Annotated in this window: 13 protein-coding genes; 9 read left to right on the top strand and 4 right to left on the bottom strand. The window is 71.4% G+C overall.

Translation table 11 applies throughout. The features are described from left to right. The first annotated feature begins 42 nt into the window (after positions 1 to 42). The 6 genes from ACFV8H_RS22160 (at position 43) to ACFV8H_RS22135 (ending at position 5,401) form a co-directional block, all read left to right on the top strand. On the top strand, positions 43 to 2,400 hold the full coding sequence (locus ACFV8H_RS22160) for a Helicase associated domain protein (protein WP_380402534.1): 2,358 nt from the start codon (positions 43 to 45) through the stop codon (positions 2,398 to 2,400). 64 nt (positions 2,401 to 2,464) lie between these two features. Further along, entirely contained in the window at positions 2,465 to 2,719 is a 255-nt protein-coding gene (locus ACFV8H_RS22155) for a hypothetical protein (RefSeq protein ID WP_380402532.1), read from the top strand. Positions 2,720 to 2,855: 136 nt separating this feature from the next. Beyond that, positions 2,856 to 3,122, top strand: a complete 267-nt coding sequence (locus ACFV8H_RS22150) for a hypothetical protein (protein WP_380402530.1) — start codon at positions 2,856 to 2,858, stop codon at positions 3,120 to 3,122. Then, positions 3,119 to 3,304 carry a ClpX C4-type zinc finger protein gene (locus ACFV8H_RS22145; protein WP_380402527.1) on the top strand — a complete coding sequence of 62 codons (186 nt, stop codon included), beginning with the start codon at positions 3,119 to 3,121 and terminating at the stop codon, positions 3,302 to 3,304. Before ACFV8H_RS22150 ends, ACFV8H_RS22145 begins: the two co-directional genes overlap by 4 nt. A gap of 262 nt (positions 3,305 to 3,566) precedes the next feature. Continuing rightward, positions 3,567 to 3,770, top strand: coding sequence for a hypothetical protein (locus ACFV8H_RS22140; protein WP_380402524.1), 204 nt, complete (start codon positions 3,567 to 3,569; stop codon positions 3,768 to 3,770). Positions 3,771 to 3,844: 74 nt separating this feature from the next. Next, positions 3,845 to 5,401, top strand: a complete 1,557-nt coding sequence (locus ACFV8H_RS22135) for a hypothetical protein (protein ID WP_380402521.1) — start codon at positions 3,845 to 3,847, stop codon at positions 5,399 to 5,401. Between the two features lie 36 nt (positions 5,402 to 5,437). On the opposite strand, the gene ACFV8H_RS22130 is transcribed toward ACFV8H_RS22135, so the two are convergent. Continuing rightward, positions 5,438 to 6,568, bottom strand: coding sequence for a hypothetical protein (locus tag ACFV8H_RS22130; RefSeq protein WP_380402518.1), 1,131 nt, complete (start codon positions 6,566 to 6,568; stop codon positions 5,438 to 5,440). Positions 6,569 to 6,819: 251 nt separating this feature from the next. Here ACFV8H_RS22130 and ACFV8H_RS22125 point away from each other — a divergent pair, with 251 nt between their 5' ends. After that, positions 6,820 to 6,981 carry a hypothetical protein gene (locus tag ACFV8H_RS22125; protein ID WP_380402515.1) on the top strand — a complete coding sequence of 54 codons (162 nt, stop codon included), beginning with the start codon at positions 6,820 to 6,822 and terminating at the stop codon, positions 6,979 to 6,981. Between the two features lie 160 nt (positions 6,982 to 7,141). Here the strand turns inward: ACFV8H_RS22125 and ACFV8H_RS22120 are convergent, their stop codons facing one another. After that, positions 7,142 to 7,432: a hypothetical protein gene (locus ACFV8H_RS22120; RefSeq protein ID WP_380402513.1), complete on the bottom strand. Its 291-nt coding sequence runs from the start codon at positions 7,430 to 7,432 to the stop codon at positions 7,142 to 7,144. Between the two features lie 96 nt (positions 7,433 to 7,528). Continuing rightward, positions 7,529 to 8,413: a hypothetical protein gene (locus tag ACFV8H_RS22115; protein WP_380402510.1), complete on the bottom strand. Its 885-nt coding sequence runs from the start codon at positions 8,411 to 8,413 to the stop codon at positions 7,529 to 7,531. Between the two features lie 163 nt (positions 8,414 to 8,576). Between ACFV8H_RS22115 and ACFV8H_RS22110 the strand changes: the two genes are divergently transcribed. After that, positions 8,577 to 12,143, top strand: a complete 3,567-nt coding sequence (locus ACFV8H_RS22110) for a hypothetical protein (RefSeq protein ID WP_380402508.1) — start codon at positions 8,577 to 8,579, stop codon at positions 12,141 to 12,143. A gap of 853 nt (positions 12,144 to 12,996) precedes the next feature. Then, positions 12,997 to 13,188 carry a hypothetical protein gene (locus ACFV8H_RS22105; protein WP_380402505.1) on the top strand — a complete coding sequence of 64 codons (192 nt, stop codon included), beginning with the start codon at positions 12,997 to 12,999 and terminating at the stop codon, positions 13,186 to 13,188. A gap of 301 nt (positions 13,189 to 13,489) precedes the next feature. Here the strand turns inward: ACFV8H_RS22105 and ACFV8H_RS22100 are convergent, their stop codons facing one another. Continuing rightward, positions 13,490 to 13,801, bottom strand: coding sequence for a hypothetical protein (locus tag ACFV8H_RS22100; RefSeq protein ID WP_380402502.1), 312 nt, complete (start codon positions 13,799 to 13,801; stop codon positions 13,490 to 13,492). Positions 13,802 to 15,349 lie beyond the last annotated feature (1,548 nt).

Here is a 15,349-nt window from a genome sequence, read left to right as displayed (position 1 = left end):
GCACCGGCCCAGCCGTCTCAGCATCCGAAGGAGAGCACCGCCGTGGAGACCACCACCGCCACCGAGGCCGACGTGCCGGCCGGGCTCCGCACCCAGACCGAACCGCCGGTCCCGGCACCGCCGACCGGCACCGCCGCGGTGAATCCGCTGCCGCTGCACTGGTTCCAGAAGGACGCGGTGGCGGCCGCGGTGCGTGAGGTGAAGGACGGCGGCCGCGCTACCGTCTTGGCCGCGACCGGCTCCGGCAAGACGCTCATCGCGGCCGGCTGCGCCCGGCGGCTGGCGGCGAAGGGCCGGGTGCTGGTGCTGGTCCCGACGATCGAACTGCTGGAGCAGACCGCCGAGGCGTGGTCTCTGCGGGGCGCGCGCCGGGGCCTGGCGGTGGCGGCGTGCTCGCGGGACGAGGCGCTGGAGAGCGCGGAGGCCGGCGGCCGCGTCCACGCCCAGGTCACCACTCAGGCCGCCCGGATCGCCGACCTGGTCGCCAAGGAGAAGACCGGCGAGCCGGTCACCGTGTACGCCACCTACGCTTCGCTGGAGCGCATCGTTCAGGCCCACCAGCTGTGCGGCCTGCCGGCCTGGGACCTGGTGGTCATCGACGAGGCGCACCGTACGGCCGGTTCGGAGGGGAAGGCGTGGGCCGCGATCCACGACGACGCGAAGGTTCCGGCGAAGCGCCGGCTGTCCTTCACCGCGACCCCCAGGATCGCCGACGACCGCAAGGCGAAGGACGGCCTGGCCGACCTCGCCGACGCCGACAGCGAGAGCACGGAGCAACCGCCCGCGCTCTGCTCCATGGACGACGAGACGATCTACGGCAAGACCTGCTTCACCTGGACCCTCGGCCAAGGAATCGAACACGGCTACCTCGCCGACTACCGCGTCCTCGTGCCGGTGGTCACGGACGAGGACCTGCGCGAGCTCCTCAACCTCCCCGCCGTCGCCGACCTGCGCTCCCAGCGCAGCAACGAGGAACTGCTGCGCCTGGCCCTGCAGATCGCGGTGCTGCGCGCGGTCGCCGACCTCGGCCTGCGCCGCGTCATCACCTTCCACTCCCGCGTCAGCGCGGCGCGGGAGTTCGCGAACACCCTGCTGGAGACCGCCGAGCTGCTGCCCGACGCGGAGCGCCCCGAGCGGATCTGGGCGAAGGCGGTGGCCGGCACCGACCGGCTCAAGGACCGCCGTCAGGCGTTCGCCGAGTTCAAGGCCCACACCGGAGAGGACGGCGAGGAGTGCGGCATCCTCGCCAACGCCCGACTCCTGTCCGAAGGCATCGACGTCAGAAGCGTGGATTCGATCGTCTTCGCCGACCCCAAGAGCTCGATCATCGACATCGTCCAAGCGATCGGCAGGGCGCTGCGCCAGGCTTTCATGGAGGGCAAGATCTCCTGGATCGTCATCCCGGTCTACCTCGGCTCGCTGCTGGCGAGCATGGACGCCACCGCCGACCCGGCCGAGGTCCGCGACGCCGACCCCACGGTGAAGGCGGAGGCCGACATCGAGATCGAGGCGAGCGCCTTCCGCACCATCTGGCGGGTCCTGCGGGCGCTCGCCGCGCACGACCCCCGGGTGGTCGGCCGGATCACCGAGCTGCGCGGCAGCCGCTCGCAGCCCGCCGCGCACACGACCGCGGCCAAGCCGGCCGAGGGCGAGCCCGCCGAGGCTGCGGAGAGCGAGCAGCCGCCGGCTCCGATCGAGTCGCCGGTCGAGTGGCTCAAGATCAACGCCCGCCATCACGCCGCGCAGATCCTCCAGACTGTGAAGCTGCGGGCGTTCAACCCTCGCGCGGTCGAGTGGCAGCGGATGCACGCGGTCGCCGCCAGGTTCCACATCGAGCACGGCCACCTCGACCCCACCGACAAGGCCAAGCACGCCGAGCTGATCTCCTGGCTCACCCGCCAGCGCCACCTGAACGGCCAGGGCCTGCTCGACCCGGCCCGCGTCAGCGAGCTGGACGCGCTCGGCATGATCTGGTCGAAGAACGCCAACGCCTGGGCACGCGGCTACGCCTACGCCGCCGCGTTCCACCGCCGGCACGGCCACCTCGCCATCCCGGCCGCCGCCAAGCTGGACGACTACGCGGTGGGCGCGTGGATGCGCCGCCAGCGCAAGGCCACGGGCCTCACCACCGACCAGGTGGCCAAGCTCGACGGCCTGGACGAGCTGTGGCGACTGGAGCCGGACTGGAACCGCTCCTACCGCCGCCTGCTCGCCTACCTCGCCGCCGGCGGCACCCTCGACGGCCCCGCCAACCGCACCGGCCTCGGCGACGACCCGGCCTTCCGCCCCGGGACCTGGCTGCGCAAGCAGGCGGATGCCCGCACCGACGGCAAGCTGACCCCGCAGCAGACCGTGCTCCTGGACGCCCTCACCCGGCACGCCGAGATCGTCACCGGCTGACCCGCACCGAACGCCCCGCCGTCCCGGCCCCCGGCCGGGGTGGCCCATTTCCTGGAGGAGACGAGTGACCATCCCCACCACCCAGCCGCCCAAGATCTCCTGGTACGCCCAGTGGGAGTGCGGCGCCTGTGGCGACGGCGGCGACGCGCTGTTCGAGGACGGCACCCTGGTCGAGGCCGACCACGACTGCGACAGCGACGACGGATCCGAGATCGGCTGGGACGGCCGCGCCGAATGCACCTGCGGCTGGTCCCTGGAGACTCAGTTCACCGACGGTGACTACGTCGAGGCCGACCACGACTGCACCATCGACCAGTAGCACCACCGACCTCGGGGCGGCCCGTGTGCCGGGCCGCCCCGCCCCGACTTCGCCAAGCATGAACTGACCACCCGTCAGGTGTCGCCACCACTCGATGGCGGCCCCGCCCCCTCGCACCGCCACAGAGGAGAGCACCATGGCGAACACCACCGCCCCGGCCGTCCCGGCGACCGGCGCCCGGCAGTGGCTTCTGACCCCCGCCACCGCCTACCAGCTCTGGGACCAGGACCTCGTCGAGGGCAAGCCCCACTACTCCACCAGCTCCGTCACCGGCCGCGCCGAGGTCGACGGCCTCACCCTGTGGCCCCACGCCGGCCAGGCCCGCGCCGTCGCCCACTACGGCGACACCCTGCGCATCGAGGCCGACGGCACCTGCACCATCCACCCCTGGCTCCGCGGGTGACCGAGACCATCTGCACCCAGCTCCTGCGCTACGGCCCGGCCGCCGTCCACTGCTCGTTCTGCGGCGCCACCCACCGCCAGCGCGACCACCTGGTCAGCGGACCCGGCGTCGCGATCTGCTCCGGCTGCATCGAGCTGATCACCGTGATCATGCGTCAGAACGGCTACCAACCGCCCACCTGACCTCCATCCGCGGGGCCGCCACCACCCGGCGGCGGCCCCGCCAACCCGCACCCGATTCCCACACTTCGGAAGGCACGCGCGATGACCGCCCTCACCACCCCGACCCTCAGGCCGGCCCGCCCGCCGCTGTGCCTGACCGAGGAGCCGACCGACCGCCTGGGTGCCCAGGCGCTGGCCTGCCTGGTCGAGCGGGCCTGCGAGTCGTACGGGATCGCCCGCCACTACCACCCGGGGCACCGCGCCCGAGGACCTGGAGGAGGCGATGCGCCACGGCCTGACCGCAGCCGCCAGGGGCCTGGTCGCCGCCGCTCTGCTCCGCCTCGCCGACGATCCCCAGCTGGGCCTCACCGTCGACCAGCGGCTCTACCTGGACGGCCTGGCCGTCGACCTCGACCTGGAGACGGCCGAGTGCCTGTCCGGTGCGCTCGACGACCAACCGCCCGCAACCGGGCCGGAAACACGCTGACCACCCACCAGGCCGCCACCACCCGGTGGCGGCCGCCGTTGAACACACAGCCAAGAAGGGGAGGCACCAACACCATGCCGGAGCCCGTGAAGCCGGTCCCGTCCTACGCCCGTTGGGGCGAGGTTCCCGACCACCTGCGCACCACGACCCAGCTCGCCGCGTTGGACCTGCCGCGCCAGCCGGCCGGCCCGGTCCGCGCCACCATCGAGGCCCCCAACCCCGGCACCGGCCGGAAGGACACCTTCGACCTGTACGACGTGCGCGAGTCCGTCCCGACCGCGGCCACCGCCGCGCAGCTCCTCGCGGCCGGCGCGCGTCGCACCACCAACACCCGTACCTGCGAGGACTGCGGCGCCCGCCCCGAAACGCCGTGCACCCCGGCCGCCGACGGCCGGGCCCTGTGCGGAACCTGCGCCCACATCACCCGCCTGCGCACCCGCCAAGCCGAGGCCCGCGCGGCCGCCCAGGACGTTGCCGAGACCGCCTACCGCCTCCTGGCCGACGAGCACCTGGCCGTCCTCCAGATCGACTACACCCCCGGCGAGCCCACCGTCGCCGGAACGCCCCGCCTGCCGGCCGCCGCCCGCTTCACCGCCCTCGACCGCACCGGCACCTCCCTCTACGACCGCACCGTGCGCCTGACCGGCCCCCGCACCCCCGGCGCCCCCGACCACGCCATTGACCCCGCCCCCGCCTTGGCCGACCTCACCAACCTCCTCGCCGAGCGCACCGTCGTCCTGTGGACCCCCGGTGACCTCGATCCCCTCTACGACGCCCTGCGCCGCCGGGGGCTCGACACCGCCCTGCTGCCCGAAGGCCGGGTCAACAGCCTGCGCCCGGCCGCCACCCAGTGGCGCGCAGACCTCGACCCGCGCACCGGCGAACTGCGCCGCCCCGTCCCACCCGGCACCGCCGACCGCCTTCTCCTGCTGCTGCGGAAGATGTCCGCCGACGCTCTGCGCCTCGATCCTGAGCACACCCCGGACGAGGACGACGACCAGGAGCACGGGCTGCTCGGCGAAGTCCCTCACCGGGTCCGCCGCCGGGCCGCCGGGATGACCCTGGAGAACATCCAGCAGGCCCTGCACCAGGCCCGGGTGGACGAGCGCGCCGCCGACCGGTACGCCGACGTCGGAGACGAGACCGCCCACGCCACCGCGGCCGACGCCCTGACCGAGTGGCAGCGCGTCCACGACCACATCACCGAGACCGGGGCCGAGCGCTACGACCCCGACCACGACACCGCCCTCCAGCACGCGCTGCGCGCCGAACGCCACCGCCAGGACGTCGCCCAATGCGCCCGCGAGGCCGCCCACCAGGCCCGTCAGACCACCGACACCGCCCACTGCCGCCTCGGCGGCACCGCCGCCCAGCCCCTCTACACCACCCTCGACCGCGCCGGCCTCCACGCGCTGACCGACGACGACCACCAGGCCGTCCGCGACCTCACCAGCCACCCTCGACCCCGCCACGCTGTGCCGGGTCATGAGCTGGCTGGAGCGCACCTGTACCGCTGCCCTCGCACTGCGCGGCACCGACCAGGTCCCGCCCACCAGGCCGGGCGCACGCCGCAGCCGTTTCTGACCGGCCGTCACGGTCTAGAGCGCCTCCCAGCGGGTTCGCGCGCCTGAACCAGATGCGCCAGCCTCCACTGCTCGGTTCCCGACTCACCCCAGCCCTTTGAGCCGATGAGTGGTCTCTTTGATGACCTTGTCCAACGCCTCTTGTCTGAGCCCGCCGCCGAGCACCTGGTACCGGTGGGGCTCGTACTGAGTAACCTCATCCGGTTGATCGAACGGAGAAGCGAAGACCCCGTCGAACTGCTCGACGAGCATGGCCAGCACGGCTGCCTCGTCCGGAACGGCGGGCTCGTCGGTGGCGCCCTGCTTGTCGCCCTCCGGCTCTGGGGGAACCGCATACCGGATGAGCCCGAACTCCCGCAGGCGCGCACAGGCATCCTCCCAGGAATCGCGGCGCAGACCGAGTTGCTTTCGGCGGTTGGCGTAGAGGTACACGCCCTCCTCAAGGTGCCGCTTTGGGTACCTCTGGCTGTGCCACAGCAGGATCAGCCACACAGCGATCTCCGCGTCGGTCAGTACCTGGACCCAGCCTTCAAGGAAGAAATCGGCCGGGATTCGCACTGTCCGGCCGTCGAACGTTCTGCGGGGTACACGATAGGTGCGCGGTGTCTGGAGTTGGCCCCGGCCGTTCTCGGGTAGCAGCGAGAACTTCCCGTACTTCCTGGTCTTGCCTACCCGAGGCACCTCCACCAAGGCCTGCGGGCCGCCGGGGCCGGGCACCCGCTCGTCCTCCGGACCGAACTCTTCCAGGGTTCGCAGGGCGGCTTGAACCTGCCGCTGCCGCTGGTCGGCGAGTGTCCGCTCCTGCTTGGTGTCGTGCCGCATGTACTGCTCCGCCGGGATGCTGTACGCCCCGTCGATCGCCACCAGGTCGCACCAGGACCCCCTGCCGGTCAGCGGACGGGCGCTCGCCCACGGCTCGTCCACCGCAAGGCGGCAGTGCGCGTCGAAGATCGCAAGCAAGTAGAACCGGAGCGCGAGACCGCGGGACCTGATCAGCTGAGTCAGTGGTGGCAGCTGCTGCCGACCGCGTATTGGGAGCAGGAACTGGGCGCGGAGCACGATGCCACGCGATCGCATGACCTCCAGCTCGGCCGGGCTCCTTTGGAAGCTCCAGATCTGCTGCAGGGCTGCACATGCGGCGGTGACGGACCCGTTCTTCCGCATCTCGGCCAGGCGTCGGGCCCGACGCTTGGTCGCCTCACGCGCTCCACTCATCTCAGTTCCCCCAACGTTCTGATCCCAACGTTCCAACCCTCATATAAGACACTACCAATTTGGAATTTATAAGAGTCTTGAGTGCGGGTTGGAACGTTGCTGGCAGCCCGTCAGGCTGCTGCTCCAGGCCCTCAGAATGGACTTACGACCTGGTCGGAAGGGTCATGTGGCCAGCCGTTCGCGGAAAAGCGAACGGCCCCGGGGGCAACCGGGGCCGCTTCAGGATGTAGCTGTTAGGAGCGTAACCCGTAGTGAGCGAGAACAACGAGCCCAAGCGGCTCTCCCAGCGCTGGGCGCTGATCCTGTCCGTGGCCTTCGGAGCCGGCGTCCTCACGTTCGCGGTCGGAGGTCCGCTGGCTGGCCTCGGCGCGGTCGTGGCGGTTACCACGCTGCTCCACACCGTGATGGCGTAGGACGGCGCGGGGTGTACCGGGCCGAACCCGGTACACCCCAGTGGGCTGGCGCTGCACGGCTTGGTCGCCTCCGACGGCAACATCCAGGACGGCACAAGACATGGCGGCTGGAGGGCACGGCCGGGCTGGACGCGGCCGCCGCCGTCTCGGGATGGTCCGCTCAAAGATGGGCGGCATCGCCCGGGCCGCGGGCCGCTCCTCCAGTGCTCAGCACGCGATGGCGGTCAACGAGACGATCGCCGCGTTCGTCCTCGGCGGCAGCCGCGCCCGGGGCGGCGGGCGGGGTCGGCACGGTGCGGTCCTGGTCCACCGAGACCGAGTTCCTGCTGCCGGGCGGCAAGCGCAAGGTGCGCCCGGACGGCGTGTGGCAGGCCCCGGTCGGGGTGCTGGTGCAGGCCGGGACGGCGGCCAGGAACTCGGCGACGGCCGGGTTCTCCTCGACGGCTGCCACCGCGCTGTGCCCCCTGATCGCCGCCGACCACGCCTGCGACCAGGGTCCATGGCTATGTAGCGAGCGGCCGCACCCTGCTGCTGGTGGTGCTGGAGGCTACTGCAGCCAGGACGGGGGTTGACGCGGATCGATTGTCGCTATTTGATTCGGTGCTTCTTCAAGCTGGCCCCTGAGGGCTTGGCCAGGTCGGTCGCTGAACGTGATGATCAAGTCAATGTAGTGAGCGGCAGGGAAGGGTGTGTTGGCTCGCAGGTATGGCACATCGAGTAGGTAGTCGCCGTTCGTTTCAGGGCTGACCGCTGCTCTGATCTCCGGGACCCGCTCGATGGCAGCAGCGGGAGCGAAGACCATGCCGTGCAGTGCGCTAAGAGTGGAGAGCTGGCCGCGGAGGTCTGCTTCTTTTCGCGGGTTCTGCTGCTGGCTGATGACGGTCTCGGCCATGCGAAGCGCCATGCGGACGAACGCCTCCTGCTCGGCTGGGGCCAGGGGGCGGAGTGTCTGTCCGCTCGCGTCGTGCCCGATGAGGGACTCCGACGTGTCCGTGTACGCGTTCCGGTGGACGAGACTGTGCCGCAACTCCACGGTATCCGCGTAACAGAGCATCGCGGCCTGCCAGATATCCGCTGGCACGAAGGCTGGGCCAGCTGCTGCCTGCCTGGCCTGCTGCTCCTTCGACGAAATGCTGAAGCGACCGTTCTGCCTCGGACGAACGTGTGCCTGTCGTAGGGCCTCTTCGAAGAGCAGGTCCAACACCTTCCAGGCCGTTCCGAATAGCAGAGGCCGGATGCGGAGCAGTGAGATGCAGTCTTGAGGGGTTCCAGAAGTGCCGTCAGCCATCGCAAGCGCGATATGCCACGACCTGGTGGCCATGACGATGCTGGCACCGGAAGTACCGTCGCCTTGGGTAGGAGCGAGCGGCAGCCCACGTTCGAGGATGTCGCGTTCCAGCCCGGTGTCCACTTCGAAGTCACTCCACGTCATGTACCAACCGTAGGCTGCAATAGGCCGCGATGGTGGTGCCGTAAGAACATGATCCCCGAAATCCCACATCGCTGGCGCCGGGCTCTGCACCGCCTACGCCGACGGCTCCCCGCCTGTGCAAAGCTGCTCCCACACCGTCCGGCTGCGCTCTAGGGTGTGCCGCGTGGACGACGACACAGCCCCTTCCCTGCCCCGGCCCCCGGTTCAGATCCTGGAGCCGGTCGACGAGGCGCTGGCGGCCTCGCTCGCGGCCCAGGGGGATCCCGGCGCCAGGGCTCTTGGGCTGCTGCGTGACGCGCACCGGATGCTCTGCGACGACCGGTACGAGCGTTCTGCGGAGATCGCTGAGTCGTGCCTGCGGGGAGCAGCGGAGAGCCTGCTGAGTCTGGGCGGCACGAAGCCCGGCCTCGCCGCCGCCGCCCGTGCGCTGCTGAAGGCCGTCGACGCCTACCAGCCGCCCGCCGAACCCGCTGGTACCGAGCCGCCGTCAGCGGCGGGTGCCGGGCGCCGACGTAGGAAAGACCCGACTGCCGTGCTGCAGGAGGTCCGTTCTGCGGCCGAGGCACTGCGCGCCGAGCTGAGCACTCCTGGCGGTTACCACCGCCGACGCATAGCCGATGTCGTAGAGCAGAACACAGGCCATCGCCCCGGCCCGGCCCAGGAGATGTTGGCCCTGACAGTGTGGGGCGACTTGTACAGCACGACCTCCACCACCCTGCACGGCAAGGCCTCCGGTCTCGATGCGGCCGCCGAGCGCTACCGCACCCTGCTGGCTGCGGCTCGCGAGGTGTTCGTGCCGCTGCCCGGCCGCGCTGCCCAGGTCCTGGCCCTGAGCAGGGTTCAGCACCCCACCGAGGCCAACGCCAAGACCCTGGCCTCATGGGCGGACCCCCGAGCGACCGAGTACTTCTTCCTCTCCCTCCCCGCAGTCGGCTGGCTCGACCTGCTGGATGAGGCTCTGCTGATGCCCGACCCCGGTGCCGAGGGCGCCTGGCTGGCTTGGCCCTACCTCGACTACCTGAGCGATGACCATGCGTCCACGGTGCGCAGATGGCTTGCCGACCGCGCCAGCGCGATCACCGAGGCCGGCCCCAAGGCCCGCGCCGGGCTGCTGCGCCTAGCCGCCCGCCCCGGCATCGGCCTCACCAACCAGGTCCACGCCCTGGTGGCCGGCAGCCTGCGCCCCGGCACCGCCCCGGACGGCGCGGTGCTGCGCGTGGCCGCGTCCTGGGCCTGCGGGCTGCCGCTTGCGGACCGCGACGAGCACTGGCTTCGCACCGTTGAGGCACTGCTGAGGGCCGCCGTCGACGCCGTACACGACGACGCCGATGCCACCAACGCGATCACCCTGGCCGTCCTGGAAGGTCGCCTGACCGACGACGACGCCCAAGAGCAGTACGCCACGCTGCTGGTCGATCGCCTGCCCGATCACGAGGCCGCCGCGCTTATGGCGCAGCTCGCCCCCACCGTCCGTCACCTCCGTACTGCCGACGGCCAGCTCGGCGCCGCAGCGCTGGCTGTCACGATTCGGATCGTTGCTGCGGTCCTGCTGGTCCGTGACCTGGGCCGCATCCACGCCGGGCTGCGGCCCGTGGTGTTTGGCGAGGATCTCGCGCAGGTTCGCCTCGCCGACCCCGGTCTGCAACTCGGCCCGCGCCTGGCCCGCACGGTGCTCGAGGTCGCCGCCGCAGATGCCGCCGCCGGGCGACCGTTCGCTGAGCGCACTGCCGAGCTGACCGGCCGCCTGGCCACGACGGACGCGCCCTTGGCCGACCGGCTGCTGGCCGCCCACCTGGCCGACACCGCCCCAGACAGTGAGCCCACCAGCGAGGACGGCACCACGGCGGCGGGAAGAGACGGCGAGTGGTGGGACCAGAGCCTCGCCCTGGCTGGCCGCCTGCCCGCCAACGCCCCGGCGCCGGAGACCAGCAGTCTCCTTGAGCTGGTGCTGGCCGCCTGCCCGATCGCCCGTGCCCACGGCCTGCGTACCGACCTGGCCGCAGCCCTCGGTGCCGCCCCCACCGAAGCTGACTTGACCGCCCACCAGAACACTGGTGCACCCTGGCCCGCGACCTGGCTGCGTGCCTGGGACTGGTCGCCCGTCCTGCCTCCCGAGGTCCTCGCCGACTGGGCACCCGTCCTCGCTGCGCTGCGCACCGTCGAACCGGCCGGCCCGCGCGATCCGCGCCTCCCACGCAAGCCGCTCGCCTGGATCGAGCGCACCCCGCACACCGTCAGCGCCGAGGAACTCGCCGACCTTGCCGCCGAGCAGGATCCGACTGCAGCAGCCGCTCGCCTGGCCGCCGCCCCCGACGCGAGCCATCCCCGCTACGTCCTGGTGCTGCAACAGCTCATCCACGCCGACCCCGCCGCGTGGACCACCAACCCGGCCGTGATCGTCAACGCCTTGGCCCAGCCGTCCCTGCAGGCCTTCTACCTGGCCGTGGCCGCCCTCCAAGTCGACCGCCCCACTGCCTTCCCCGACACCGCGCTGGCCGACGCCACTGGCGCAGCTCTCGACCTCCACCGCGCCCTCACCGCCCCAGACCTCGCACACACCACCGGCCCCAGCGACGGCCAGGCCGACGACGCCACGGCCGCCGTGCTTCACTTCGCCAGCCAAGCGATGTTCGACCTGCTCACCGCCGCCTGGCGCGCTGACACCGACCTTGGCGCCACCCTGCCGAATGCCCTGGCTCACCTGCACGCTCTCACCGAGCCCCTCACCCACCCTGCCCAACCGTCTGCACCGGGCCAGCCCGACGAGTCGCCCGAGTCGGACCAGGCCGTCCAGGACCCGGGGCCCATCGCCACCCAGCCGCCAGTGCGCGCCCTCCAGTGCCTCCTGGAGCACGCCGCTTACGACGCCCGGACCACCAGCTTGGTCAGCCTGCCCGACGGCCTCCTCGAGCGCCTGGACGCCGTCCTGACGGCTCGCCCCGACGACTCGTCGACCGCCCAGGCCCTCGCCCTGCGCCTGCCGCTACTCCACTCCCTGGCCCGCGACCTCACTGTCCGCCACCGCGACCACCTGCTCGCCTTGCCCATCGACGGTCGCCCGACCGCGGCCTCGCTCTGGCTGCGCTGGGGCACTACCGACGCGCTACTCCTTATCGACCTCGACCGCGCCGAGTTGCTCGCGTACCTGCGTGCCGCCGCCCCACGACCCGCCACCCGCCAGCTCGCGCTCGTCCTCCTCGCCTGCCCAGACGCGCTAGACAGCCCCGCCACGCTGTTCACCGACCTCGCGGCCGGTCCCGGCGGCCCCGAAGCACTCTCCCACCTGCTGCAGCAGATCGCCCACCTCGCCGCCGCCGCCACCAGCGCCACAGTGCACACCGCAGCCCAGACCCTGTGGCGCGCCGCCTTGGCCGCCACCACACCGCCCGGCGCGCTCGCCGGCGCCGGCGCCTTCGCCACCACCACCGTCGTGCCGGATGACACCTGGCTCACCCTCACCCTCGGCACCACCCGCCGCACCCCCATCCTGACCGACCCCGACCACATCGCCGAACGCTGTGCTCACCACCCCAACCACCGTGGGGCCCTGCGCCTGATGGCTCACCTACTGGCCCACCCCGGCACCCCGTGGCAGGATCACACGGTCCGCCTCCAGGCCCGCCGGCTGCTGGCCGCCGCCGAAGCGCTTCCGCCCGGCAACGGCCAGGGCAATCTCGTCGACGCGCTGCGCGCGGCTCTGATCAACGCCGGCGATCTCGACGCCTCCTAGCTAGACCAGGTGCCGGCGCACCTGCCTGTCTCCACCCCTGGCGTGCGGCCGCCGGGAGGGCCTTGGCACCCCGAGAACGGGAACCTCACTCGGCAGCCTGACGGGTCCTCTGCCGGTCCCGACCCGGCGCGAGCTGGTGGCCGCGCTGGTCTCCGTCCCGGCCGATCCGTGGTGGGAAGACCGGCTACTGCACGCGAGGCTCTATCCGGCGAGGGGTCGTCGTGTGTGACCTGTTGGTTGTGGTGGGCGTGTTTTGGCCTCTCTCGCTTGGTTGTCTGGACCTTTGGTTGGGCCTGTTGACCCGGCAGCCCGGCAGCCCGGCAGCCCGGCCGCCGGGGGTGGTGGGTGGTCGGGTTGTTTTGGTGACTGTGTGTGGTGGTTGGTGGGGTTGGGGGTCCGGTCGGCCTGGTTGGGGGCCGACCGGGTCTTCTGGGCGTGTATTCGGGGTTGAATTGTGTCGGTTATTCCGTGTTGATGCTTTTGTTAATTTGTTGCCGGTGGTGGTGTGAGTTCGGGTTGGAATTGTCGTGTGGGGGTGGTGGCGGGGGTTGGTGTTCGGTTTCGTCCGGGGTGGAGCTGCCGGGCCCCCGCGCCGTCCGGGCTCGCTGCTCGGTTGCCGCCGTCCCGGGTCCGCCGTCCAGGCCGGGGCCCGCTGTGCTCGCTCTGGCTGGGCTGCGCCCCGTCTGCCCTCGCCGGGTAGGCCGGCCTCGGTCACGGGCGTCTTGGTCTGCGTGCTTGCCGATCGGGTTGGTCTCTTCTGCGGTGTGGGGGCGCCATGTGCGTCATGATCTTTCGGGCGTGATCGCGCCTTCATCGGAGTTGGAGGGTTTCTATGTCTGACGAGTTTGCACCAGTGACCGAAGAGACCGCTGTTGGGCCCCTGCCTGGCGAGCCCGGCAGCGAGGCTGAGGTCGTCTACGACTACGGCTTTTCGCCCAAGAGCGGCGCGGGGACCACCACCGACAGCGGCGCGGAGGCCACCACGTTCGACGGTCTCGAGCGCCTCACGCAGGTGAGGACGGCCAGGAGGACGACCGAGAAGTAGCAAGGCAGGAGAAGGCCCTGCCCGGGGCTGCGGGTCGCCGCAGCCCCGGGCAGGGCGGCAAGCCGGTCGGCCGGGTGGGGCCGCGGCTGTTGTTGGGTGCTGACGGCCGCGAGGAGCTGGCTGTTTTGGTCGCCGGTCCGGGCTGCCGTCCCGGGGCCGGCGACCGCCGGGTGCCGGTTGTCCTGGCCGCCGTCCGGGGCGGCATCGGCGCCCGCAGGGGTGCGGGGTGCAACACGGGGCCCGTGTTGCACCCCGCTCTGTTGGCCAGCCTCGGCTGCGCCCCCCGGGGTGCAGTGGCTGCTCAGTCGGTGCCGTAGTGGGTCTGCGGGCCGCTAGCAGTGTCGGAGGTGGCCGGCTGGTTGTTGTAGTCGGTCCCTTGGGAGCCGTAGTTCGTGATCTCTTGGCCGAAGTTGCTGGCAGTGCCGTTGTGGATTTCGTTGTCGTAGGTGCTTGTGGAGCCGTTGCTGTATCCCGACTGGGTGGTGTCACCCCAGTTCGCGGCACCGTGGGGGGCGGTGATCGGGGTCGTGTCCTCGGCGTGGGCGGAACCCGCGCCGAGACCCATTAGGCTGGCGGACAGCAGCACGGCGCTGGCGACAGTTCGAGAGCGCATCCGTAGCTCCTCACATCAGGTGATCTTGACCCGTGGCTAACGACTGGATCGGGTGTCGGGTTGTTGTCCGGCTGTTGGTGCTGGTCGCTGGGAAGGCCGGCCTTGTCGGACGGTCTGGTCCTGGTGGTGGTGCTCGGCGGCCGGGTGGCCGGTGGTGGGGGTGCAACGCGGTGTTGCGGTGGGGTGCAACACGGGGCCGTGTTGCGGGTCTGACCAGGCGTTATGTGGCTGGGAGCGGGGGTGGGTGGGTGTGTTGCACCTTGTGTTGCACTGGGCTGGGCCGGGAAGGCCGGCCTCGGCGGCCCGCCGCCGCCTGCCCGCGTCGTCCGGTGCCGCGCCCGGCTGCTGGGCCCTGGCCGTCGTCCTGGTCGGCCGTCAGGCCGTCCTGCTGCGCCCGGCTCGGTCGCTGCTGTGCTGCCCGCTGCTGGGCCCTGGCTGCCCGTCCAGGCCGCCGTCCTGGCCGTCCCGGCCCCCGGGGTTGCTCGGCCGTCTCGGGGCCCGTCCGGGCCGCTGTCCTGGCCCGGTGTTCGGTTTGGTGTCGCCGCTCCGGGAATTTCTCAGTTGACGCCGGGCGGGATTTCCTCGGCGGTCTGGAACGGCGGTCGCGGTGTCGGCGTGGAGGGCCGCAGGCCCCTTTCCGGTATGCCCGAATGCGATTCATCTCTGCTGCGCCACGAAAGGTTTTCGGATTGCCGCCTGAAAGGGAATGGAAGGTAATTCGAATTCCCGTTGGAAGTGCGACCGGATAGAGCCGGGATGGACGGTTGCCGCGAGGTTGCCCGTTCACGTCCCGCGCCCGTCCGGGGACCGGTAGGATAGGGCTGTGCGGAAGTCGGGGAAACGCCGCCGGATTCGCTTCGGATTCCGGCCGGGAGTCTGCGGTTGAGGGCCCGTCAGCCACCGCCGTCCGGAGCGCCCGTGAGGGCCCGCCACAGGGGCCGGGGAGGCCCGAGCCGGACCGGAGGCCCACCGGCGCCCTCTGAGGGCCGCAGGCCCCGCCCCAGGGGTGGAGGATGGGCCGTCAGCCCAGCAACCAGTCGGCGGACCGGCCATCGGCCGGGGACCGGGGGAGCCCCCCGGGGGTGGGGTTGTGGCTGATACCCGAAGTCCGCGACACATCGTCAACGCCGAGGGCCGCAGGCCCCGGCCAGCACCCCGCCCGACCGGAGGGATGGGGCCGCTACCCGAATTCCGCGTCACATCGTCAACGCTCACCCCCGGGCGCAGCCCGGGAAACCCTGCCAGCCAATCGGCCCGTAGGGCCGTGAAAACACCAGCCCAACAAGACAGGAAAGCCGACCGATTGACGGGCCGTAGGCCCGGAGGAAAGGCCACAGGAAAGGCGGAGCGCAGCGACGCCCAACGCCCACCCCAACGGCGCTTGCCGCGCCCAAGAATTCGCTGCAGGCGAATTCCCTCAACCACCTACCACCCGCCGAGGCGCAGCCGAGGCCACACCACGCACGGTGACGCCGTAGGCGGCGCCCCCCGGCTGACGTGGATTTTTATGAGACCCGGCGGCCAGGACGTTTTATGGAGTTTATTTGT

Origin of the sequence: Kitasatospora sp. NPDC059827, assembly GCF_042731675.1 — a bacterium.
Lineage (GTDB): Bacteria > Actinomycetota > Actinomycetes > Streptomycetales > Streptomycetaceae > Kitasatospora.
This window is presented reverse-complemented; position numbering and strand designations above follow the sequence as displayed.